24 protein-coding genes are annotated in these 22953 nt (G+C 67.2%); 6 read left to right on the top strand and 18 right to left on the bottom strand.

What is annotated here, in order from left to right:
* Positions 1-2 precede the first annotated feature (2 nt).
* The 10 genes from mraY to A7Q26_RS05465 all read right to left on the bottom strand — a co-directional run bounded on the left by mraY (position 3) and on the right by A7Q26_RS05465 (position 10526).
* Entirely contained in the window at positions 3-1076 is a 1074-nt protein-coding gene (gene mraY, locus A7Q26_RS05510; RefSeq protein ID WP_066857723.1) for a phospho-N-acetylmuramoyl-pentapeptide-transferase, read from the bottom strand.
* Positions 1076-2467, bottom strand: coding sequence for a UDP-N-acetylmuramoyl-tripeptide--D-alanyl-D-alanine ligase (locus A7Q26_RS05505; RefSeq protein ID WP_066857720.1), 1392 nt, complete (start codon positions 2465-2467; stop codon positions 1076-1078). The genes mraY and A7Q26_RS05505 overlap by 1 nt, the downstream gene beginning before the upstream one ends.
* A gap of 34 nt (positions 2468-2501) precedes the next feature.
* Entirely contained in the window at positions 2502-3944 is a 1443-nt protein-coding gene (locus A7Q26_RS05500) for a UDP-N-acetylmuramoyl-L-alanyl-D-glutamate--2,6-diaminopimelate ligase (RefSeq protein ID WP_066857717.1), read from the bottom strand.
* On the bottom strand, positions 3944-5647 hold the full coding sequence (locus tag A7Q26_RS05495; RefSeq protein ID WP_066857714.1) for a peptidoglycan D,D-transpeptidase FtsI family protein: 1704 nt from the start codon (positions 5645-5647) through the stop codon (positions 3944-3946). Before A7Q26_RS05495 ends, A7Q26_RS05500 begins: the two co-directional genes overlap by 1 nt.
* Positions 5647-6297 (bottom strand): colicin transporter, encoded by a 651-nt coding sequence (locus tag A7Q26_RS05490; protein WP_066857711.1) that lies wholly within the window; start codon positions 6295-6297, stop codon positions 5647-5649. The genes A7Q26_RS05495 and A7Q26_RS05490 overlap by 1 nt, the downstream gene beginning before the upstream one ends.
* Positions 6294-7256, bottom strand: coding sequence for a 16S rRNA (cytosine(1402)-N(4))-methyltransferase RsmH (gene rsmH, locus A7Q26_RS05485; protein ID WP_066857708.1), 963 nt, complete (start codon positions 7254-7256; stop codon positions 6294-6296). Before rsmH ends, A7Q26_RS05490 begins: the two co-directional genes overlap by 4 nt.
* Entirely contained in the window at positions 7253-7750 is a 498-nt protein-coding gene (locus A7Q26_RS05480; RefSeq protein WP_066858054.1) for a division/cell wall cluster transcriptional repressor MraZ, read from the bottom strand. The genes rsmH and A7Q26_RS05480 overlap by 4 nt, the downstream gene beginning before the upstream one ends.
* A gap of 171 nt (positions 7751-7921) precedes the next feature.
* Positions 7922-9148 (bottom strand): ABC transporter, encoded by a 1227-nt coding sequence (locus A7Q26_RS05475; RefSeq protein ID WP_066857705.1) that lies wholly within the window; start codon positions 9146-9148, stop codon positions 7922-7924.
* Between the two features lie 32 nt (positions 9149-9180).
* Positions 9181-9489, bottom strand: a complete 309-nt coding sequence (locus A7Q26_RS05470) for a hypothetical protein (RefSeq protein WP_066858048.1) — start codon at positions 9487-9489, stop codon at positions 9181-9183.
* Positions 9490-9530: 41 nt separating this feature from the next.
* Positions 9531-10526: a cysteine synthase A gene (locus A7Q26_RS05465; protein WP_066858051.1), complete on the bottom strand. Its 996-nt coding sequence runs from the start codon at positions 10524-10526 to the stop codon at positions 9531-9533.
* A gap of 223 nt (positions 10527-10749) precedes the next feature.
* On the opposite strand from A7Q26_RS05465, the gene A7Q26_RS05460 reads away from it, so the two are divergent.
* On the top strand, positions 10750-11697 hold the full coding sequence (locus A7Q26_RS05460; RefSeq protein ID WP_066857702.1) for a cell wall hydrolase: 948 nt from the start codon (positions 10750-10752) through the stop codon (positions 11695-11697).
* A 365-nt stretch (positions 11698-12062) separates the two neighbouring features.
* Complete coding sequence (locus tag A7Q26_RS05455) at positions 12063-12191, top strand: entericidin A/B family lipoprotein (RefSeq protein ID WP_066857699.1); 129 nt, start codon at positions 12063-12065, stop codon at positions 12189-12191.
* A 111-nt stretch (positions 12192-12302) separates the two neighbouring features.
* On the opposite strand, the gene A7Q26_RS05450 is transcribed toward A7Q26_RS05455, so the two are convergent.
* The 7 genes from A7Q26_RS05450 to A7Q26_RS05420 form a co-directional block, all read right to left on the bottom strand.
* A complete protein-coding gene (locus tag A7Q26_RS05450) occupies positions 12303-12824 on the bottom strand; it encodes a DUF2239 family protein (RefSeq protein ID WP_066858045.1) in 522 nt (173 codons plus the stop codon).
* Between the two features lie 66 nt (positions 12825-12890).
* Positions 12891-13667: an exodeoxyribonuclease III gene (gene xth / locus A7Q26_RS05445; protein ID WP_066857696.1), complete on the bottom strand. Its 777-nt coding sequence runs from the start codon at positions 13665-13667 to the stop codon at positions 12891-12893.
* A 115-nt stretch (positions 13668-13782) separates the two neighbouring features.
* Positions 13783-14109, bottom strand: coding sequence for an iron-sulfur cluster insertion protein ErpA (erpA, locus tag A7Q26_RS05440; RefSeq protein ID WP_066857693.1), 327 nt, complete (start codon positions 14107-14109; stop codon positions 13783-13785).
* A gap of 79 nt (positions 14110-14188) precedes the next feature.
* Positions 14189-14920: a M23 family metallopeptidase gene (locus A7Q26_RS05435; RefSeq protein ID WP_198162852.1), complete on the bottom strand. Its 732-nt coding sequence runs from the start codon at positions 14918-14920 to the stop codon at positions 14189-14191.
* 106 nt (positions 14921-15026) lie between these two features.
* Positions 15027-15824, bottom strand: coding sequence for a ferritin-like domain-containing protein (locus tag A7Q26_RS05430; RefSeq protein ID WP_198162855.1), 798 nt, complete (start codon positions 15822-15824; stop codon positions 15027-15029).
* Positions 15825-15847: 23 nt separating this feature from the next.
* Positions 15848-16309 (bottom strand): thioredoxin-dependent thiol peroxidase, encoded by a 462-nt coding sequence (bcp, locus tag A7Q26_RS05425; RefSeq protein WP_066858040.1) that lies wholly within the window; start codon positions 16307-16309, stop codon positions 15848-15850.
* On the bottom strand, positions 16309-18999 hold the full coding sequence (locus tag A7Q26_RS05420) for a bifunctional [glutamine synthetase] adenylyltransferase/[glutamine synthetase]-adenylyl-L-tyrosine phosphorylase (RefSeq protein ID WP_066858038.1): 2691 nt from the start codon (positions 18997-18999) through the stop codon (positions 16309-16311). The genes bcp and A7Q26_RS05420 overlap by 1 nt, the downstream gene beginning before the upstream one ends.
* A 116-nt stretch (positions 19000-19115) precedes the next feature.
* On the opposite strand from A7Q26_RS05420, the gene A7Q26_RS05415 reads away from it, so the two are divergent.
* Both A7Q26_RS05415 and A7Q26_RS05410 read left to right on the top strand, forming a co-directional pair.
* Positions 19116-19301 (top strand): hypothetical protein, encoded by a 186-nt coding sequence (locus A7Q26_RS05415; RefSeq protein ID WP_325232297.1) that lies wholly within the window; start codon positions 19116-19118, stop codon positions 19299-19301.
* A gap of 93 nt (positions 19302-19394) precedes the next feature.
* Positions 19395-19724, top strand: a complete 330-nt coding sequence (locus tag A7Q26_RS05410; RefSeq protein WP_066857679.1) for a hypothetical protein — start codon at positions 19395-19397, stop codon at positions 19722-19724.
* A gap of 54 nt (positions 19725-19778) precedes the next feature.
* On the opposite strand, the gene ypfJ is transcribed toward A7Q26_RS05410, so the two are convergent.
* Entirely contained in the window at positions 19779-20657 is an 879-nt protein-coding gene (ypfJ, locus tag A7Q26_RS05405; protein ID WP_066857676.1) for a KPN_02809 family neutral zinc metallopeptidase, read from the bottom strand.
* 144 nt (positions 20658-20801) lie between these two features.
* Here ypfJ and A7Q26_RS05400 point away from each other — a divergent pair, with 144 nt between their 5' ends.
* Positions 20802-21995 (top strand): patatin-like phospholipase family protein, encoded by a 1194-nt coding sequence (locus tag A7Q26_RS05400; protein ID WP_066857673.1) that lies wholly within the window; start codon positions 20802-20804, stop codon positions 21993-21995.
* Positions 21992-22783, top strand: coding sequence for a 3-hydroxybutyrate dehydrogenase (locus A7Q26_RS05395; RefSeq protein ID WP_066857670.1), 792 nt, complete (start codon positions 21992-21994; stop codon positions 22781-22783). The genes A7Q26_RS05400 and A7Q26_RS05395 overlap by 4 nt, the downstream gene beginning before the upstream one ends.
* Positions 22784-22953: the final 170 nt, after the last annotated feature.

Here is a 22953-nt window from a genome sequence, read left to right as displayed (position 1 = left end):
GCTTACCTCAGCTTCAGGGTGGCGAGCCCGGCGAGCGCCAGGACGAAGGCGATGATCCAGAAACGGATCACCACGGTCGGCTCGGCCCAGCCCAGCTGTTCGAAATGATGGTGGATCGGGGCCATCTTGAACACACGGCGGCCGGTTCGCTTGTAGAAGAAGACCTGGATGATGACGCTCATCGCCTCCACCACGAAGAGGCCGCCGATAATGCCCAGCACGATCTCGTGATGCGCGGTGACGGCAATCACGCCGATCGTCCCGCCCAGCGCCAGGCTGCCGGTGTCGCCCATGAACACGGCGGCGGGCGGCGCGTTGAACCAGAGAAAGGCGAGGCCCGAACCGATGATCGCGCCGCACAGGATCGTCAGGTTGCCCGCGCCGGGCACATGGGGGATGCCCAGATATTGGGCGAAGTCGGCGCGGCCGACCAGATAGACGATCGCCATGAAGGCCATGCAGGCGATGATGACCGGCATGGTGGCGAGGCCGTCGAGGCCGTCGGTCAGGTTCACCGCATTGCCGAACGCGACGATGACGAAGGCGGCGAAGCAGAAATAGAAAGGCCCAAGTTCGATCGCGGGGCCATTGTAGAAGGGCACGTAGAGCGCGGTATTGCCATGCTGGTTGACGATCATCCAGGCGGCGATGCCGGCAATCAGGAATTCGAAGGCGAGCCGCATCTTGGCCGACAGCCCCTTGTGACTGGCCTTCGTCACCTTGTCATAGTCGTCGAGGAAGCCGATCGCGCCGAAACCCAGCGTCACGAACAGGCAGGCCCAGACATAGGTGGAACTGAGGTCCATCCACAGCAGCACGGAGATCACCATCGAGGTCAGGATCATCAGCCCCCCCATGGTGGGCGTGCCGCGCTTGGCCAGATGGCTCTGCGGACCGTCGCTGCGGATCGGTTGCCCCTTGCCCTGGCGCACCCGCAGCCAGCCGATGAACCGGGGGCCGATCAGCAGGCCGAGGATCAGCGCGGTCGCGATCGCTGCGCCCGCGCGGAAGGACAGATAGCGGATAAGGTTGAAGACCCCAGCGAAATCAAGGGTTTCGGCCAGCCAGTAGAGCATCAGTCATGGTCTCCGTCGCGGACGGCCTCGGCCAGGGCGGCGACCAGGCGGGACAGACCGACGCCGTTGGAGCCCTTGACCAGGATCGCGTCGCCCGCGCGCATTTCGGTTTGGATGAGGGGAATGGCGCTCGCCGTGTCGGGGACATGGGCATAGGGGATGGCGCCGTCGAGCGCGTCGGCCAGCGGCGCCATTTCCGCGCCGACCAGAATGGCGAAATCGACCTGCCCTGCCCGCATCGGATCGGCAAGGCCCGCATGAAGTTCGGCGCTGCGGTCGCCCAGTTCGCGCATCCCGCCCAATATGGCGATGCGGCGCTCGGCGCGCTCGCGTCCCAGCTGCCTGAGCGTCGCGACCATCGACAGGGGATTGGCGTTGTAGCTTTCGTCGATCAGCAGCGCTTCGCCGCCCGTAACCGGCAGGATACGCCGCGCGCCACGTCCAGGCAGGCCCGGCATTTCGGCCAGCGCGAGCCCGGCCGCCGCCAGATCGCCGCCGACCGCGTCGACCGCCGCCAGCACCGCCAGCGCGTTGGACACCCAATGGTCGCCGGGCGCCGCGACGGTAAAGCAGAGTTCGGCGTCGGGCAGCCGGGCCGTGACCAGCGTGCCGCCGCCGGGCGCCGCCACCGTCTCCAGCACATGGACATCCGCCTCCGCCCTGGTGCCGAAGGTCAGGATGCGGCCGGCATGGCGTTCCGCCTTGCTGTAGAGGGTGGCGACATGGGGACTGTCATAGGGGATGATCGCCACGCCGCCCGGTTCCAGCCCCTCGAATATCTCCGCCTTGGCCTCGGCGATCTTGTCCTCGGTGCCGAAAAATTCGATATGGGCGGGCGCGATGGCGGTGACGATGGCGACATGGGGCCGCACCTGCCGGGTCAGCGCCGCCAGTTCGCCGGCATGGTTCATGCCCATCTCGAACACGCCATAGGCGCTTGTCCGCGGCATCCGGGCGAGGCTCAGCGGCACGCCTACATGGTTGTTGTAGCTTTTGACCGAGCGATGCACCTGCCCCGGCGCGGCGCGATCGAGGGCGAGGAAAAGCGCCTCCTTGGTGCCGGTCTTGCCGACCGAGCCGGTGACGCCGATCGCCTTGCCTGCCATGCGGCCGCGCGACGCCTTGCCCAGCGCTTCGAGCGCGGCGGCGCTGTCGGGGACCAGCACATGCGGGTGCGCGACCGGCTCGCTGACGATCGCGCCGGACGCGCCCTGGCCGAACGCCCTGTCGACGAATTTATGGCCGTCGGTGGTTTCACCCTTCATCGCGACGAACAGGTCGCCCTGCCCTACTTCACGACTGTCGAAAGCGACGCCCGAAACGGCGAACGGCGCCGACGCGGCGCCGCCTGTGGCCTGGGCGATCTCCTCGGAGGTCCAGAGCGCGGCCATCAACGCCAGCCTCCGGATGCAGGTGCGTGCCGCCTCACCCCGCGCACTCCCGCGCCACGGTCACGTCGTCGAACGGCAGGACGCGGTCGCCGATGATCTGGCCCTGCTCATGCCCCTTGCCGGCCAGCAGCACGATGTCGTCGGAACCGGCCCGGCCGATGGCCGCGGCAATGGCGGCGCGGCGGCCGCCTATTTCCTCGGCGCCCGGCGCGCCCGCCAGAACGGCGGCGCGGATCGCCGAAGGGTCTTCGGAACGCGGATTGTCATCGGTGACGATGACATGGTCGGCGAGTTCCGCAGCGACCTTGCCCATCAGCGGACGCTTGCCCGCGTCGCGATCCCCGCCCGCGCCGAACAGCGCGATCAGCCGCCCCTTCGTGTGGGGACGCAGCGCCTCGATCGCGGCCTTGAGGCCGTCGGGCGTATGGGCATAGTCGACATAGACGGGGGCGCCCGCCTTGCTGATGACGGCGCGTTCCAGCCGGCCACGCACCGGCTGCACCCGGCCGAGCAGTTCCAGCACCTTGGCGGTGTCGCCGCCGCACGCGATGACGAGACCGGCGGCGGTCAGCGCATTGGCGGCCTGATAGGCGCCGATCAGCGGCAGGTTGACCTTGTAGAGCTTACCGTCCGCCTCGATCTCCAGCGTCTGGCCCAACTGGGTCGGGGTGCGGTTGGCGAGGCGGAGAGCCTGCCCCTGCACCCCGACGCTCAGCACACGAAGCCCCCGCTTCGTAGCCCGCGCGATAACCTTGTCCGACCATGCGTCGTCCGCCCAGACGACCGCCGCGCCGTGGGGCGCGACCACTTCGTCGAACAGCCGCATCTTGGCGTCGAAATAGCTGTCCATGTCGCCATGATAATCCAGATGATCGCGCGACAGGTTGGTGAAGGCGCCGGCCAGCACCGGCAGACCTTCGGTGCGATACTGGTCCAGGCCATGGCTCGACGCCTCGAACGCGGCATGGGTGATGCCTTCGCGCTTGAGCCCCGACATGTTGGCCAGGAAGGTGACGATGTCGGGCGTGGTCAGACCCGTCGACACCTGATCGACCGAGGTGGTGACGCCCAGCGTGCCGATCGACGCGGACTTGTGACCCAGCATCCGCCAGAGCTGGCGGGCGAGTTCGACCGTGCTGGTCTTGCCGTTGGTGCCGGTGACGGCGACGGTCACGTCCGGGAAGGGCGCGAAATAGCGCGCGGCGAGCAGCGCGAACAGGCGGCGGGGATTGGCATGGGCGATGTGAATCGTGCCCTCGACCCTTGCGTCGGGCCGGGCGACCACGGCGACGGCCCCGGCCTTCACCGCGTCAGCGATGAAATCCTCGCCATTCACGCGCAGCCCCTGGAAAGCGCCGAAAATCGTCCCTGGCGCCACCTTGCGGTTGTCGATAGCAAAGCCCGTAACGGACGTGTCGAGGCCGGTGGTTTCACCGACCTCGACATCCAGCCCCTCGATAAGCGACCCGAGGCGCATTATTCTTTCTCCTTGTCGCCGTGCAGCAGCGGCATCAAATCCGAAATATCGACGTCCCGCCGCTCGTCCGGCATCACCCCCAGCATCGGGCCGGTGCGCTCCACCACGCGCTTGACCACCGGGGCGGCGGTCCAGGCGGCGGTGCGCAGACCGAAGGCGCCGGTTGCCTCGTCCATGATCGCGACCACGACATAGCGGGGATTGTCCATCGGGAAGGCAGAAGCGAAAGTCGTCACCAGCGAAGTCTTGTTGTAGCGCCCTTCCTGGGGCTTTTCGGCCGAACCCGTTTTGCCGCCCACCCGGAATCCCTTGGCGTCGGCGCTACGCCCTGTACCCGCCGACACGATCATCCGCAACAGTTGCCGCATCCGCGCGCTGGTCGCGGCGGAAAAGACCCGCCGTCCCTCCGGCACCTCGTCCGCGTCCAGCTTGCGGATCGTCGCCGGGCGCCACATGCCGCCATTGACCAGCGCGGCATAGGCGGTCGCCAGATGTAGCGGCGTCACCGCGATGCCATGGCCATAGGATACTGTCATGGTGGTGATGCGGCCCCAGCTGGACGGCCAGATGCCCTTCGCGCGCTCATTGAACTCGATCGGCGCGCGCTGGTCGAAATCGAGGCTGCGGAACAGCCGCTGCAACGGCGCGGCGCCCACTTCGTCGGCGATGCGCGCGGTGCCGATGTTGGAGCTGTGCACAAGGATTTCCGGCACGTTGATCCAGCGACCGAGCGAATGGTCGTCCTTGATGCGGAAACCCGCGACGGCGAGCGGCGCGGTCGCGTCATAGCGCTTCGCCATCGACGTCACCACGCCGCTGTCCATGGCGGCGGCGATCGACAGCGGCTTGAACGAGGAACCCAGTTCGTAGCGCGCCTGCACCATATGGTTGCAGAGCGGCGAGTCGCTGCACCGGGTACCCGCGTATTTCTGCACCTTGTTGGGATCGAACACCGGGATGGAAGCCATGGCGATCACTTCGCCCGTATTGGCGTCCAGGATGATCCCGCCCGCGCCCTTGGCGCGCTGCGTCACCATCTGGTTGTAGAGTTCGCTTTCCAGCGCGCCCTGCACCCGGCTGTCGATCGAGATGGCGAAGGGCTTGCCGCGCAGCGCGGGGTCGATCAGCCGGTCGTTGAAGGCCGCCTCCACGCCCATGCCGCCCGCGCCCTCGCTGTTGGGGGCAAAGCCCAGCACATGGGCCGCGAGCGTCCGCTGTGGATAGAGCCGCTCCTTTTCGCGCGGGAATTCGATGCCGATCTCGCCCAGGGCGTTCACCGCCGCCACCTGTTCGGGCAACGCGCGCCGGCGCAGATAGGCCCAGCCCCGGCCGGTCAGCTTCCTGCGGAAGGCCGATTCGGATTCGTCGGGGAAGATGTCGTGCAGCTTGCGCGCCAGTTCATCCGGATCGCCGATCAGCTTCGAGGGGCGCACCGCGATCGAATAGGCGTCCATGGTCCGCGCCAGCGGCACGCCGTTGCGGTCGACAATATCCGCGCGCGCCGGCACGAACGGTCCCAGCACGCCGTCGCCGCCCGCCCCATGCGCAAAAATGCCGACCCACAGGAGCCGGCCGATCAACACCGTCGTGATTGCCATGAACAGGATGAGCAGCAACATCAGCCGGTTATGGGCGGTGGCGGTCAGGTTGACCCGTTGCTTGCCCGCCCGCGGCCCGCCCGGCTGGACGATGATCGTGGCCATCAGCGCGCCCCCTTCCGCCGCTCGCGCGCCGCTTTCGCGGTCAGGTCGCCCAGGGTGCTGTCATCCAGCAGCTTGGCGTCGAGCATCGCCATACGTTCCGCCTTGCGCGCGATCGGATTGGGCTTCGACACATCGGCATCGGCCTTTGCCTGCTGCACCGGACTGGGCCTCGCGGGCTTGGGCAGCTTGTCGACATTGTCGGCGGCGTGCGCCTCCCGGATGACCGCGATCTCGCTGCGGATCTGGGTCGCAGCCGGGCTTTCCGGCGCCTTTTGCGGAGCGGACGGCAGATCGGCGGGGCTTTCGACCATCGCCACCATCACCGGCGGCGCGACATAGTCGGGGCCGTTCGGCTGCACCCCGTCCAGCTGCGCCAAGGCGCGCTCGCCCGCCAGATATTGCTGGGAGGTCGGCGTCGCATAGAGAAAGTCATGCTGGTTCCAGCTTTCCAGCTGACGCATCGAGGCGCGCGCGCTGAATTCTGTTTCCAGATAGCGGATCTCCGCCTTCGTCGCGGCGATCTGCGCGCGCACGCGCATCAGGTCGTTGCGCTCGGTCGCGACCTTCAGCGACACCATATAGGCCCCCAGCGCGCCCAGCGCGACCAGGATCACCCAGATCAGGCTCTGCAACCTCTTGACGGCGATCATGCGCGGGGACTCCGGCGGGAGGAATTCTGGGCAGGGGCAGACGTGCGGACGGCGCTGCGCAGCGTGGCGGATCGGGCGCGGGGGTTACGCGCCAGTTCCGCCTCGCCGGGGCGCACCGGCTTGGCAGGCTTGGCGAAGGTCGGCTGCGGCCCGGCGGCGCGTTCGGGCAAATGGCGCGAGCCAGCCCCTTCGCCGCCGCTATGCTTGCGGAAGAACTGCTTGACGATGCGGTCTTCCAGGCTGTGGAAGGTGACGATCGCCAAGCGACCGCCCTCCTCCAGCAGCGCCTCGGCCGCCTCCAGCCCACGCTCCAGCTCCTCCAGTTCGCGATTCACATGGATGCGGATCGCCTGGAAAGTGCGGGTCGCCGGGTCTTTCTTGTCATGCGGCTTGTGGCCCAGCGCCTTGCGGACCACGGCAGCGAGCTGCCCGGTGCGTTCCAGCGGGCGCGCCTCCACGATCGCGCGGGCAACGCGGCGCGAGCGCGGTTCCTCGCCATAGCGGTAGATGACGTCGGCGATTTCCTCTTCCGGGGCGGTGTTGAGGAAATCGGCGGCGCTCATGCCGTCCTGGCTCATCGTCATGGCGAGCGGCCCGTCCGACTGGAAGGAAAAGCCCCGCTCGGCCCGGTCGAGCTGCATCGAGGAGACGCCGATGTCGAGCGTGACGCCCGCCACCCGATCGATCCCGCGTTCCGCCAGCAATTCGGCCATGCGCGAAAATTCGCCCGCGATCAGCGTGATGCCATGCGCGTCGGCAACGGCCTGCCCCTCACGGATAGCATCGGGATCGCGATCGAAGGCAAAGACGCGCGCGCCGGCGCGGGCCATGGCGCTGGAATAGCCGCCCGCGCCGAAGGTGCCGTCGACATGAATCTCGCCAGGGGCAATGGCGAGGGCGTCGAGCACTTCGTCGATCAGGACCGGGATGTGGGGGGCGGTCGCGGAGACGGCGCTCACTTGCCGCCCTCCGCCGCGCGGGCTTCGAGCCAGCGTTTAACCTTGTTGCGGATCAGCGCCGGGCGATCGGGGCTTTCGACCAGCGCTTGCGGATTCCAGAGCTGAAAGTAACGGCCGACGCCGTAGAAGAAGACTGCATCGGTGATGCCGGCCTCTTCCTTGATATCGGGGTGGAGGAAGAAACGGCCGCCATCGTCGAAATTCACATCCTCGATCGTGCCGAGGCGATTCTCGCGCTCCAGATCGGCATTGAAGTCGCGACCCGACTCATAGGCCTGGCGCTCCAGCTTTTCGACTTCGTCGAACAGGAACTGCTTGTGCGACAGGCCGAAGCCGGTGGCGCAACCATTGTCGAAATGAACGGACAGGCACAGGCGATTCTCGCCGCCGCTGGCCTGCTTGACCAGCTTGCGCATCTCCAGGGGCAGCACGAAACGGCCCTTGCCGTCCGCGACGCTGAACGCGTTGCCCGAATAGAGAATGACGTCCGACACGCTGGAAACAGGCCCCTTTGATCCGGGACGCAGGCCGTCCTTCGCCGGAATCGCGAAGAAACCATCCGGCGCACAGGACTGCACAAAGCCTGACGAACCCCAATGCCGGTTTTCTACCAAGCATGGAGCCGACTGAAAAGGGAAAAGTCGGGAGAGGATGGGAAAAGCCGGTCAAAAATGGGTTAGACTGTTTTCCTGTATCCTTTCCAGTCGATTTTCGCTTTTTGTTCCCGGCCTTTTCGTCGCAAATGGCCGGCCGAACAACATCGCACCCAAAATTGCCCAGCCTGTCCCAGCCAGAATCGCCCAGCGCAGGCCCGCAATCACGGCCGCCGGCGTCCGCATCCAGCGCCGTTCGCCGGGAATCGGTGCGCCGAGCCATTCGCCGAGCAAGGCGGGCGTGTCAGCCGTCCAGGCCCGCGGATCGAGCGGGCGGACGGGATCGGCCAGCCACAGCCGGTCGTCGATCAGGTCGGCGTCGCCCAGCAGCAGGACTTGGCCACGGCCGATCTTCCCGGATTGCGGGAGGACTTTCCCGATGGCAGCGCCGGACAGGGTGAGCAGGCGGCCATCCGGCAGGAAGTGGCGCACCTCCGCCGACGCCAGCGTGCCGGGATCGAAGCGCCAGTGGGTGAGCAAGGGCGCCAGCAGGCTGGCCGCAGGCGCCCGGCGGCGGTCGCCCAGCGGCAGGTCGGAGGGCCAGCGGAGCAATGGATCGGCAAGGACAAGGGCGGTGCCACCTGCCCTCACCCAATTGTCGATCGCGACCAGCTGCTCCGGCGCAAGCGCACGGGGCTGGGCGACGAGCAGCCTGCGCGCGCCCGAGCCGGCGAGAAAGCGCGGATCGTCCAGCGGCTCCACGGTGAAGCGGGTGCGCAGCACGGCGATGATGGGGACGTCGCGCGGCGCCGCCCCAGCCTGTCCCGGCTCCGCCCAGAAGAGCGGCAGCGCGGTGAGGACGGCGAGCTTCGGCCGATCGGGGACGGGCGCGATGGGCCGTGCGGGACCAAGCCAGAGGAGCAGGCCCGCGAGCGCCAGCAGAGCAACCGCCGCCAGACGCCCCTGCGCCAACGGAAGGGGAAAGCGGAGCCAGGCGCCGCCGAATGTTCCCATGACGGCCAGCGCCAGCAAACCCGGCAACGCCCCCATGTCGGGCATCCGGCCCGCTGCCAGGGCACAGAAGAGCAGCGCCGGCCCAACTACGCCCATCGCCACCCAGGCCAGGACGGCCGAGCCACGGCGCGCGAGCAACAGGCCGACCACCACCGCGACCGCCAGCACCGGAACGCCCCAATCCCAGGGATCGGCCTGCCCGGTTTCCCAGGCGCGCGCCAGACCCGCGGGCAAAACAGCCAGCATCGGCAGCCAGAGCCAGAGGAATCGCGTCAGCGCCGCCATCTTGGCGTCCCACGCCGGCCCTGCATCATGGATCAGCGCGGCTGCTGCTGCGCCGGGTCGCGGTCCATGGGCTTGTTGAGATTGGGATCGGGCTGAAGATCGGGAACGATCGGCGCCTGTTCGGGCGCGGGCTGTACGCCCAGTTCGGCCAGCGGCTCCTTGGGCGAGACGGCATTGGCGCTCAACGTCGGGACGGTCGGCGGCGGGAGGGCGGCGTCGTCGATCCGCGCCTTTTCGATCACGATATTCGCCAGCCCCACGAGCAGCACGACGCCGGCCAGGCCGGTCAGGCCGATCTGGACGCGCTGCAACCCTTCCTGACGGCGGGGTGTTTCAGCCATATTCGCGCTCATTTTTTCTTCGCCGCGACCCATGTCGGCGTTCATGCAGTGTGCGCGAGCCAGGGGAACACCGTCAAGCCCTTCGATTCGAGCCATTGCCGGTTGTAGAGGGTCGAAAGATAGCGGAAGCCGGTGTCGCACAAGATGGTCGCGACCCGCTTGCCCGGCCCCAGCTGCCTGGCCAGCGCCACCGCGCCCGCGACATTGATGCCCGACGACAGGCCGAGGCACAGCCCCTCTTCGGCCAGCAGGCGGCGGACCCAGTGCAGCCCCTCCTCGTCCGAAATGCGGAATTGCGTGTCGATCGGCGCGCCTTCGAGATTTGCGGTGATGCGCCCCTGACCTATGCCTTCGGCGACCGAGGAGCCTTCGGCCTTGAGTTCGCCATGGGCATAATAATTATAGAGCGCCGCGCCATGCGGGTCGCTGAGCGCGATGGTGACATTCTCATCCTTCGCCTTGAGGCCAAGGCCCACGCCCGCGATCGTGCCGCCCGTGCCCGCCGCGCAGGTAAAGCCGTCGACGCGCCCTTCCATCTGGGTCCAGATTTCCTCGGCGGTGCCGACGATATGCGCCTTGCGATTGGCGATATTGTCGAACTGGTTGGCCCAGATCGCATTTTCCGTCTCTTCCGCGATCCGGCGGGAAGTGTGGACGAAATGACCGGGGTTGGAATAGGGCGCCGCCGGCACCGTCACCAGTTCCGCGCCCAATGCGCGCAGCGTGTCCATCTTTTCCCGGCTCTGCGTTTCGGGCATGACGATGATCGTCTTGTATCCCTTCGCATTGGCGACCAGCGCCAGGCCGATGCCGGTGTTGCCCGCCGTCCCCTCGACGATGGTGCCGCCGGGCTTGAGCAGCCCCTTTTCCTCGGCATCATTGACGATGAACAGCGCGGCCCGGTCCTTCACCGAGGCGCCGGGATTGGCGAATTCGCATTTGGCGAAAATGTCGCAGCCCGTTTCTTCTGAGGGGCCGGCAAGGCGGACGAGCGGCGTATTGCCGATCAGCGCGAGACTGTTGGAATGGAGCAGCATGGCGTCACGCATAGCGGAGGGCGCGTTGCTTTGCCAAGCAAGGGATTGCTGAACGGGGCCAAGGGACTGTTTCCGCCAGCGTTAACGCCTGGCCTGGCCGGCGTGCCATCGCGGCACAGCCGCGAAATGGGCAGCGAAGTGGAAAGGAATTTGGGGTAAGGGCGATGCTGCGCGGCGGCAGGTCGCGGAATTTTCAGGGTTTTGCAATGCGGCAGTGCCGGGGATGAAAGGGTGGAAGGCGCAGGCCGGCATTGTCGCGCTGGCGCTGGCCGCGCTCGTCGCTCCGCGCCTGATTACCGCCGCCCCGCTCGACCTGCTGGACAGCGCGCCGGCGCCGATCGATCCCGCCGAACAGCCTGGCGACAATTTCCCCGGTTCCGCCTTCTTCTATGCCGAGGGCGCGTTCGATCCGGCGCCGGGCGTCGAGACGGTGCAAAGCCGGCATGTGCTGGGGCTGGACGCGGTCAAGGCCGCGCCCGCGGCCATCTTTCGCGGCATCACCGCGCTCGACGGCTACCGCGCGCTCAACTGCCTGACCAACGCGGTCTATTATGAAGCGGGCAACGAGCCGGAGGACGGGCAGCGCGCGGTGGCGCAGGTGGTGCTCAACCGGGTGCGCAGCCGACTCTGGCCCGACACGGTCTGCGGCGTCGTCTATGAAGGGTCGGAGCGGCTGGACTATAAATGCCAGTTCACCTTCAGCTGCGACGGGTCGATGGCGCGGATGCCCGACGCCGCCGCCTGGGCGCGGTCCCGGCGGATCGCGCAGGATGCGCTGGCCGGGCAGGTCTATGCCCCTGTCGGCCTCGCCACCCATTATCATACGCTGGCCGTGCGACCGGACTGGGCGTCGGCCCTTCAGCCTGTCGCGGTGGTGGGAGCGCATATCTTCTACCGCAATCCCGGTTTCAACGGAACGCCGGCCGCCTTCACCGCTCTTTATCGCGGGCATGAAGCGATTTCCGGCCCGGCTCGGCGCGTCTGGCCGGAGAGGCCCGCGACGCCGCCCGGCTATTGGCCCCCAACGGGCGGCCCCGGCGCGCGCCCAGCGGCGGTCGCCCCGCTCCCGGCGCGGGTGGCGCCCTCGTCCCCCGCTATGGGCGAGGAGGACGGCCTGCCGGAATCCACTATCCGCCCCGAATATCGCAACAGCGGCCGTCCTCTGACCTGAGCTTGCGCGCCTGACAGAGGGTCGGATCGCGGAACTTTTTTCCGGTTAACGCCTCGTAGACCATTCAAATCGCTGAAATGTCTGAGAAATTAAAATCGAAGATTTTTCCCTCGGTCGGGAACCGATCTGCGATTTCGTGGGTTCTGCACACCGGATAGCAAATCTTTTGCCCCCCGCTCTTGCTATCCACAAAATATGAGCCCGGAACGTTTCTCCCCCCCCCGACGCGTTCCGGGCTCAGACTTTTTCAAATCCCTGAAATCTTTATTATTTCTGGCTTCGGAACGGAATGTTCCGGCACGGGTTCTCCTCTCGTAGCCGCCATGGCGTCGTCCTGTGCGGCTGGACCTTTGAGGAGATTTTCGATGACGAAGAAGATCCTGGCAGCGCTGCTGCTTACCGGTTCGCTGATGGTTGCCGCCTGCAACACGGTGGAAGGCGCGGGCCGCGACGTGCAGAGCGCCGGCAAGGCCGTGGAGGATGTCGCGGATTAACATTACGCGTCAGCATTGGAACGACCCCCTCCCTAGCATGGCCCGCCTCCCCGAGGCGGGCCTTTTTTTGCTGTCATGCGCGCTGCACCGTCGCCAGCAACTGGTGACGGATCAGGCGGAAAAGGCAGGCGCGGCGAGCGCGCGGGCGTGGTCGCGGATGCCCGCGGGCCAGCTGTCCGACAGCGATATATACAGTTGTTCGTCCCTGGCGTAGAGCGCCCGGATCGCCGCCTCATAGCCCGGCCGATCGCCCGCCATGGCGGTGAGGAAATGATAGGCGGCATCCATCGCGAAACGGGGGTCGGGCGCATCGGCGCTGGCCTTGCGCGCGGCATCCACCAAGCGCCGGAGCGTGGCCGAGGCGCCGCCCGGCTGGGCCGCCAGCCAGTCCCAATGGCGCGGCAGCAATGTCACCTCGCGCGGCTGGACGCCCAGTTTCGGGCGTCCCCGGCCCCGTGGTGCCTCCGCCTCTGGGCCGCGCAGATCGATGTCGACCTGGCGGCCGGTGCTGTCGTCGAACAGCAGGATGGTGGCCGCATCGTCGCCGACGGCGCGCAAGGCCTCCCGCATTTCCGCCTCGTCGCCGGTCGCGATCCAATAGTCGCCCGCAAAGGCGGTGAAAGTCCGTTCCATGCCGATCTCCTTCGGCATGGTTATTATTACCCGGATTTTATTGAGTCAATATTGCCCGGATAATAATTAGCGGGGGCGCAGTTCCACCCAGGTCGGCGCATGATCGCTGGCCTTTTCCCGGCCGCGAAATTCCTTGTCGACCTGCGCGTCGATCAGACGGTCGGCAGCGGCGGGGCTGAGCAGCAGATGGTCGATACGGAAGCCCGCATCGCGCGGCCAGGCGTTCATCTGATAGTCCCAGAAGGTCCAGACGCCGCCGGCGGGATGGCGACTGAGGATCGCGTCGGTCCACCCATCCCCGAGCAGGCGGCGGTAGGCGGCTCGGCTTTCGGGCTGCATCAGCGCGTCGTCCTGCATCGCCTTGACCGAATAGACGTCCACGTCGCGCGGAATGACATTATAGTCGCCGGCCAGGATGGCAGGCACTTCCTCCGCCCATATTTCGGCGGCGCGCGTCCGCAGCCGCTGCATCCAGCGCAGCTTATAGTCGAATTTCGGGCCGGGCTGCGGATTGCCGTTGGGCAGGTAGATGCTGGCGACCCGCACGCCCTTCACATCGGCTTCCAGATAGCGGCTATGCTCGTCCTCCGGCTCGCCCTCCAGCCCCCGCCGCACCTCGACCGGCGTTTCCCCGCGCGCGAGGATGGCGACGCCATTGAACCCCTTTTGCCCGTGCCAGATGACGCCATAGCCGGCCGCCTCTATGTCCTTGACCGGGAAGGTGTCGTCGCTGGTCTTGATTTCCTGGAGGCAGGCGATGTCGGGTCGCGTTTCGTCCAGCCATTCCAGCAGGCGCGGCAGGCGCGCCTTGATGCCGTTGATGTTGAAGGTGGCGATCCGCATCCGACTTCCTTATCCAAACCGTTCAGGCTGCCAGCGCCCTGCCCTGCTCTTTAAAGAAGTAATGCCCTTCGACAAGCTCAGCGCGAACGGCGGCTGGAAAAACGGAAGACGGAAATCAGACCGAGAAGCTGGTCCCGCAGCCGCAGCCGGCGGTGGCGTTGGGGTTCGTCACCTTGAACGCCTGTCCGCCCAGGTCGGACACGAAATCGACCGCGGAGCCACGCACCAGGTCGATGCTGACATCGTCCACCACCAGGGTCACGCCATCCCGCTCGATCGACAGGTCGTCCGCCTCGACCGCGTCGGCCAGGCCGAAGCGATATTGGAAGCCCGAGCAGCCACCGCCTTCCACCGACAGGCGGAGAATGGCGGGCTTGCCCTGTTTTGCGGCGATCGCGGCGACGCGCGCGGCGGCGGAGGGGGTAAGGTCGATGTCGGCCATGCTGCCTAGATAGGATCAGGCAAAAGGCCCGGCAACCCATCGGGCGCCGGGCCTTTTGCGAATTTCGAGGATGAGGCGATCAGTCGGCAGCCTTTTCCTGCGCCTTGGTCGGGCCGCCCATGGCGACCGGCGGCTTGGTGTTCATCGCCACCAGATAGTCGGGACCGGCGACGAACGGGATCGGGTTGATCGCGGCGCCGTCGACGCGCACTTCATAATGGAGGTGGCTGCCGGTGGAACGGCCGGTCGACCCCATCAGGCCGATGATCTGACCGCGCTTCACATAGCTGTTGGCGGCGACGAGCAGCTTCGACATATGGCCGTAGCGCGTTTCCATGCCGCTGCCATGGGTGATCTGAACCAGATTGCCATAACCGCTGGCCCATCCGGCGCGACTGATGACGCCGTCGGCCGTCGCGTAGATGGGCGTGCCGATCGGGCCGGGAATGTCGATGCCCTTGTGCATCCGTGCGCCGCCGTTGAAGGGATCGGAACGGACGCCATAGTTGGAGGTCAGCGACAGCTTGGCCACCGGACGACCGGACGGGATATAGGCCGATGCCTTGGGCGTGCCATCGAGCCGCTGGAGGCTGGCGAACAGATTGGAGAAGGCAGGATCGGCCTTGCTGTCCTGCCCGGCGGCGGCGGCAGGCACCTCGCCATAGGGATCATCGTCGTCGGTGGATGCCTGGGCCGGGGCTGCGGCGCACAGGACGCCGGCAATGCCGATGGCTCCAAAAAATTTCACCAGCTTCGACGCGGACTGGAACATTTGCGATCCGCGCGCATTGACCGTGTTAAGAACCGACATGCAGACCCCGACTATAAGACCGGAGACTTGTGCCTCTCGGTGCTTCCCGTGTTATCTCTTTGGCGACCTGGATCGCCCCCGCTGTCTGCACAGTGCCGATCACGGATCAGGTTGCAAGCGGAGTGTAAAATTCTTCGGTTAAACCGGCCTGTCGACGCGCCGAGTCGTTGAACGGCGGCTTAACGACGCCGCGAAAATACTGTTTCACAAGGATTTGGTAATGATTGGGGGCGTCCAGCCCCAGTCTGTTCGTCGCCCAGGCGAACCATTTGGTCCCCGCCGAGACATGGCGAATCTCGTCGTTCATGATGCGCCGCAGCATCCGGGCCGACGCCATGTCCCCCGCCCCCTCGAACCGCTCGACCGTCGCCGGGGTGATGTCGAGCGCGCGCGCCTCCAGCACCATCGGCACGATGGCGAGCCGGGCGAGCGCGTCCCCCGCCGTCTCCTCCGCCGCCTGCCACAGGCCGTCATGCGCGGGCAGCGCGCCATAATGGCTGCCGACCTGCCGCAGCCGGCGGTCGAGCAGCGCGAAGTGCATCGCTTCCTCCGCGCCGACCTGCATCCACTGATCGGTGAAGGCGCGCGGAAATGCGCCGCCGAACCGACCGATCAGGTCGAAGGCGAGGTCGATCGCGACAAATTCGATATGGGCGAGCGCATGGAGCATGGCAATGCGCGACCGTTCCGATCCGATCCTGCCGCGCCGGGGCATCCGGTTGGGGGGCAGCAATTCGGGCGCGTCCGGGCGTGCGGGCCGGTCGGGCATCGCGCCGTCGAAGCGATGCGCGAGCCGGCCCAGCCGCCAGGCCCGCGCCGTCGCGCGCGCCGCCATCAGCTTTTCATAGGGATCAGCGGTCAGCATGACATGGGCGCAGGCCGCGCCCACGCTGTCGATGGGCATAGGCTCGATCGAAACCGGCAGGGTCAAAGCGCTTGCACCGCCTCCAGCACGTCGGCGGCATGGCCCTTGACCTTCACCTTGGGCCAGACGCGCAGGATCGTGCCGTCGGCGCCGACCAGGAAGGTCGCGCGTTCGATCCCCATATATTTGCGGCCGTAGAGCGATTTTTCGACCCAGGTGCCGAAGGCTTCGCACGCATCGCCCGGCTCGTCGGACGCAAGGATCACGGTCAGGCCGTATTTTTCCGCGAACTTCTTGAGTTTCGCGGGCTTGTCCCTGGAAATGCCGATAACCGGCACCCCGGCGGCGGCATAGTCATCGGCCAGCGCGGTGAAATCCTTGGCCTCGTTGGTGCAGCCGGGCGTATCCGCCTTGGGATAGAAATAGACGACCAGCGGCTTGCCCCGATAGGCGTCCAGCGCGAAGTCTACGCCATCCGCGTCCTTGAGCGCCACGGTGGGGATGGCGTCTCCCTGTTCCAGCATCATCGGTCCTCCTGATAGGGCGCGGCGAGCGCAGCCCAGGCTTCGCCCACGCATATCCGCGCTCTGGCGTAGCTGGCAAGCAGCGCGTCCCAATCGGACGCCCCGCAGGCGCGGGCGACGAGCGGTCGGGTCGCCTCCGGCGGCTCGGTCGACTTTGGCGAGACGAGCCGGGACACCACCAGATAGCGGGTGATGAGGTCATGCGCGGCGATCAGGCCGGACGGCAGATGCCCGGCCGCGACCAGTTGCGCCAGCGCCTTGCCCAGATCGGGATCGAAGGCCATGCCATGGCGGAACTGAGTGATGTGGATGAGAAACTCCAGGTCCACCAGCCCGCCGGGCACCAGCTTGACGTCGAGATCGCTGGCCGGCGGCTTGTGCCTGGCGATGTCGCCACGCATCTTCACCGCCTGCCGCGCCAGTTCGTCGAAATCGCGCGGGCGCCGGAGCGTCTCGGCAAGGATGGCGTCGATCGCGGCGCGGGCCTGCGGCGAACCGAACACGGGCCGGGCGCGGGTGAGCGCCAGATGCTCCCAGGTCCAGGCCTCCTCGCGCTGGTAGCGGGCGAAGCTGTCGAGGCTGACCGCGAGCAGCCCCTGCGCGCCGGACGGGCGCAGCCTGGTATCGACCTCATAGAGCGGGCCGGACGCGGTGTGGACCGACAGGGCGTTGGTGATACGCTGGCCCAGGCGGTTGAAATATTGCGTCGCGCCCAAAGGCTTTGGCCCATCCGATTCGGTCGAGAAATCGCCGGTGAAGAGATAGACGAGATCGAGGTCGGAGGCATGGGTCAGCACGCCGCCGCCCATGCGGCCCAGCGCCAGGATCAGCATCTCGCCGCCGGGCACCCGACCATGCGCCGCCTCGAACTGCGCGACCGTGGCGCTGGCCAGCGCCTCGATCGCGGCTTCGGCGACCCGGCCATAGCCCTTGCCCGCCTCCAGCGGATCGCCGCCCCGGATGATCTGGGCGCCCAATGCGAAGCGACGGTCGCCCACGCGCTGGCGCACCCGGTCGAGCAGCGCCTGATAATCCTCGCCTGGCTCCAGCGCGCCAAGCTGTCGCGCCAGCTGGTCCACCGGCGGCGGCGGATCGAAGGCGGAGGCGTCGATCAGCCCGTCGAGCAGTTCGGCGCGGCGGCCGAGCGCATCGGCGAGCGTCGGCGCATGGCTCAATATCTCCGCCAGCAATTCGACCAGCGCGGGCCGCGCGGCCAGCAGCTTGAAGAAATTGATCGCGCTGGGCAGCCGGGCGATCATGTCGTCGAGCCGGTTGAGCGCGCGGCTGGGATCGGGCGCCCTGGCCAGCGAGCGCATCAGGCCGGGCAGCAATGCCTCCAGCGCATCGCGCGAGGGCGCGCTGCGCAGCGCGCGGATCGTGCCGCCGCGCCAGCGGGCGATGCGGGCCAGCGGCGTGTCGGGATCGGCGAAACCGATGTCGGCCAGCTGCACCTTGAGCCGGTCCTCGTCCTGCGAGAGGGAGGCGTCCTCCTGTTCGGGGCCAAGGCGGTCATAGTTGCGGCCGACCCACTCGACATGCGGGCGCAGCAGGTCGAGCAGCGCCGCGCCATCGGAAAGGCCGTGGAGCCGTGCGACATTGTCGAGGCTGTCGGCCGATTTCGGCAGTTCGTGGGTCTGGCGGTCTTCCACCATCTGGAGCCGATGCTCGATCGTGCGGAACAGGATATAGGCCGCGTCGAGCCGGGCGGCGGCATCGGCGTCGATCACCCCCGCGCCGGCGAGCGCCGCCAGCGCCTGCCGCGTGTTGCCCGATCGCAGCGCGGGGTTGCGGCCGCCGTGGATGAGCTGGTGGACCTGCGCGAAGAATTCCACCTCGCGGATGCCGCCCCGCCCGCGCTTGAGATCATATCCCGGCCCGAACGCCTGCCCCTGCGCATAATGGTCGCGGATACGGCGGGATATGTCGACGATGGCGTCGATCGCGCCGAAATCAAGGCTGCGCCGCCAGACGAAGGGGCGGATCTGGCGCAGGAAATAGTCGCCCAGTTCCATGTCCCCCGCCGCCGGACGGGCGCGGATGAAGGCGGCCTGCTCCCAGCCGAGCGCGGTCGATTCATAATAGCCGATCGCCGCCTCCACCGGCAGCGCGATCGGCGTCGCCTCCGGCGAGGGCCGCAGCCGCAGGTCGACGCGAAAGACATAGCCGTCGCCGTCGCGATTGGTCAGCAGTTCGCTCATCCGCCGGCCGATGCGGACGGCGGCGTCAGCGACATCCTCCCGCTCGCCATGCGGCAGGGTGGCGGGATTGTAGAGGAGGATCGGGTCGATGTCGGACGAATAGTTGAGTTCCCGGCTGCCATGCTTGCCCAGCGCCAGCACGACGAAGCCGCGATGCTCGGCATCGGGATAGCGTTCCTGCATGGCGGCGGCGAGCGCTTCCTCCAGCGCCTGGTCGGCGAAATCGGACAAGGTGCGCGTAACCCGGTCCATGTCCCAGGCGCCCGCCAGATCGGCCGCCGCCACCGCCAGCGCGATGGCGCCGCGCCGACGCCGCAGCGAGCGGGCGATGCCGTCCTCGGGGCCGGCGACGGCCTGCGCCGCGCGGAGCGCCGCATCGAAATCGCCCGCCGCCAACTGCTCGGTCACGGTGGGAAAACGGTCCAGCGCGCGCGCCAGAAAGGGCGAATGGGCCCGGATGCGGGCCTGCGTTTCCGGCCAGTTCGTCACCATCATCTCTCCTTTCCAACGGCCTATCGCGCGCAGCCGCGACGAACGCCAGACACTTTTGGCCGGAAACGCATGACCAGAAACTTTTGGGCTGCCCGGCCGTTGGTGGGATCATGGACATGCAGCGCAAATCTCTCGGCCGATCGGCACCGGGGCGGAACGGGGACCGCGACCGCCTGGTCACGGTCGGCCTGCCGACGCCCTATGAGGGCGTCGGCAATGCGCTGCGGTCCACCTACGCGCCGCCGCGCGAGGCAATCCCGGACGACATGATGGCGCTGCTGATGAAGCTGGACCGGCACTAGCCGGGCAGTTGCTGGCGGCTCGCCAGCAAGGCTTTCTTTACCGCTTCGTGCGAGACTTTGCGGCAAAATCGTCGCAGGAAAGTCTTTCGTCCGATGCTGTATCGCAACTTTGCCATCGCCACGCTGATCGCCGCGCCGCTGATCGTGCTGGCCGTGCAGAATTTCCTGCCGACCCCTGCGCCCGCGCCGCAGGCGGAACAGGTTGCGCCGCCGCCCCCGCCCGTCCCCGTGCCGGTCGCTCCGCCCGTCGCAGCCCCCAGCGCGCCGGCGGTGGCCAGCGACCCTGCGGTCTTCGGCCAGCCGATCGCGGGCGCGGGCCAGCCCATGCTGGCCGGAGAGGGGCTTCAGGAAGCCCCGCCGGTGCCGCCGGGCGGCATTACCGAACCGGACCCCGACATGGCGGGAACGCCCAACGGGGAATGACCGCGGCCGGACCGCGCCCTTGCCGGAGCGCAAGATCGCACCCTTGCCCGGTCGTCAGATCGCTCCCTTGAACGTGTCGCACTGGGCCGGATCGCCGGTCGACAGACCCTTGCGCAGCCAGGCCATCCGATCGGCGCTGGTGCCATGGGTGAAGCTTTCGGGCACCGGACGGCGGCCGGCCGCCTTCTGCAACGTGTCGTCGCCGATCGCCTCGGCCGCGCGCATCCCTTCCTCCAGGTCGCCCGCCTCCATCAGATTGGTGTCGCGCGCCGCCCATACACCGGCATAGCAGTCGGCCTGCAACTCCATCTTCACCTGGAGGGCGTTGCCCTCGGCCTCCGACACGCGCTGCTGCGCCTTGCGGATGCGATCGGCCTCGCCAGTGACGGTCTGGATATGATGGCCGACCTCATGCGCGATGATATAGCCGATCGGGAAGTCGCCGGGCGCGTTGAAGCGGCTTTCCATCTCGTTGAAGAAATCGGTGTCGAGATAGATGCGCTGGTCGGCCGGGCAGTAGAAAGGCCCCATCGCCGATTGCGCCGCGCCGCAACCCGACTGGCCGTTCTGGCTGTAGAAGACGAGGGTCGGCGGCGGATATTGCTGTCCCTCCGCCCGGAAGATGTCGGCCCAGCGCCGCTCGGTCGATCCCAGCACCTTGAGCGAGGTGCGCTGCACGTCGCTCAGTTCGCCGGTTGCCGGGCGCTCCGTCTGCACCGGCTGCCCGCCGCCCCCGCCGCCAATCAGGCTGAGCGGGTTCACCCCCATCACCACCATGATGACCAGCACGATGACGATCCCGCCGCAGCCGAAGCGGCTGCCGATCAGGGGCAGCAACATGCCCAGGCCACCGCCCAGACCGCCACCCAGGCCGCCGCCGCGCCCCTCCTGCACCTCGAAATGGCTGCTTTCCTGTTCGTCGTCGAGCCGCATCGCGCCCTCCCTTTCCGGCGTTGTGCCTACGCCATTCCATCGGAACGGGAAACCGTCCGAAGGCGACGAGGTTGCGACGGATCGTGATTTCTTGCGCGACATTAAGTTGGATTGGCGCGATCAAAGCTTATATTGCAGTGCGACATGGCAGATATCGAACCCCAACACGCCGAAGCCAAGCCCCTGCGCCGCGCCAGGACGCCGCTCCCCCTCCCCCGCGAAATCGCGCTGCTGCTCCAGGGCGGCGGCGCGCTCGGCTCCTTCCAGTCGGGCGTCTATGAGCGGCTGGACGAGCTGGGGGTGGACGTCAGCTGGGTCGCGGGCATCTCGATCGGCGCGGTCAACGCCGCGATCATCGCCGGCAACCCGCCGCACCGCCGGATCAGCCGGCTCAAGAAATTCTGGTACACCGTATCGGGCGGGATGCCCAACGTCATCCTGCCGGAAATCGACCATATCCGAGAGGCGGCGCACCTGACGGCGGCGGGCACGGTCGCGACCTTCGGCGTGCCGGGCATGTTCCGCCCCCGGCTCTGGCCCGCGCCGCTGATGCCCGCAGGGACGCCGGGAGCGATCAGCTTCTACGACAGCAGCCCGCTCAAGGAGACGCTCGACGCCTGCATCGACTGGGATCTGCTGAACGAAGGGCCGGTGCGCCTCTCGGTCGGCGCGGTCGACGTGGAATCGGGCAATTTCGCCTATTGGGACACGCGCGGCCCCGGCGGCAACACGCGGATCGACGCGCGCCACATCATGGCGTCGGGCGCCCTGCCCCCCGGCCTGTCGCCGGTCGAGATCGACGGGCGCTGGTATTGGGATGGCGGCATCGTGTCCAACACCCCGCTCGCCCATGTGCTGAACCACCAGACCGAGGACATGCTGGTGTTCCAGGTCGACCTCTTCCCCGCCGAAGGGCCGATGCCGCAGCAGATGACCGATGTCTATTCGCGCATGAAGGACATCCAGTATAGCAGCCGCACCCGCCAGGTGACGGACCAGTATCTGCGCCTGCGCCGCGAGCATGGCGCGATCAAGGCGCTGCTCGACAAGCTGCCGCCCGAATTGCAGGACAGCGCGCAGGCGCAGGCGCTGCGCCAGTGCCTGGACCAGGGATCGGTCAACATCGTCCACCTCATCTACCGGTCGCGCAACTGGGAAAGCGGCGCCAAGGATTTCGAATTCTCCCGCTCGACCATGCTCGACCATTGGAGCCAGGGTCGCGAGGCAGTGGAGGAAGTCATGCACAAGGGCGACCTGATCGCCCGCAACATCCTGAACGGCAAGAGTTCCAGCTTCGATCTGGACGCCCCCGATCACCTCAAGGAGAAACAGGCATGAGCAAATCCCTGGCCGGCAAGACCGCCCTCATCACCGGGTCCACATCGGGCATCGGGCTGGCCTATGCCAAGGCGTTGGCCGGGGAAGGCGCCAATGTCGTCATCAACGGCTTCGGCGATGCCGCCGCGATCGAGCAGGAACGCGTCGGCCTTGAGGCGCTGTCGGGCGCCAAGGCGCTCTATTCGGGGCACGACCTGACGAAAGTCGACCAGATCGAGGCGATGATGAAGGAAGCGGCCGATGCGTTCGGCGGCGTCGACATCCTCATCAACAATGCCGGGATGCAGCATGTCGCCCCGGTCGAGGATTTCCCGCTCGACAAATGGGATCTCATCATCGCGCTGAACCTGAACGCCGCCTTCCACACCACCCGGCTGGCCATCCCGCACATGAAGGCGCAAAAGTGGGGGCGGATCATCCAGACCGCATCAGCCCACTCGCTGACCGCCTCCCCCTTCAAGAGTGCCTATGTGACCGCCAAACATGGCCTGGCCGGTTTCACCAAGACGGTGGCGCTGGAAGTCGCGACCTTCGGCATCACCGCCAACTGCATCTCGCCCGGCTATGTCTGGACCCCGCTGGTGGAAAACCAGATCCCCGACACGATGAAGGCGCGCGGGCTGACGCGCGAGCAGGTAATCAATGACGTGCTGCTGGCGGGCCAGCCGACCAAGCAGTTCGTGACGGCGGAGCAGGTGGCAGCGACGGCGCTCTATCTGTGCAGCGACGCGGCGGCGCAGGTCACGGGCGCGAACCTTTCGATCGACGGCGGCTGGACGGCGCAGTAGGAACCTGCTTCGACGCTTGCGTCACCCTGGACCCGATCCGGGGTAGCGCTTTTCTTCGCGCATGTTCCGAACGGAAGCGGGATGCGGGGCCAAGCCCGGCATGACGGATGAGAAATGGCTGCGAGCGGCCAGAAGCAGACTGTTAAGCGCGGCGCGACGTCGCTCGAAAG

Origin of the sequence: Sphingobium sp. TCM1, assembly GCF_001650725.1 — a bacterium.
Taxonomy (GTDB): domain Bacteria; phylum Pseudomonadota; class Alphaproteobacteria; order Sphingomonadales; family Sphingomonadaceae; genus Sphingobium.
Note: the sequence above shows the minus strand (reverse complement) of the source record. Positions and strands in the feature narration are given on the sequence as shown.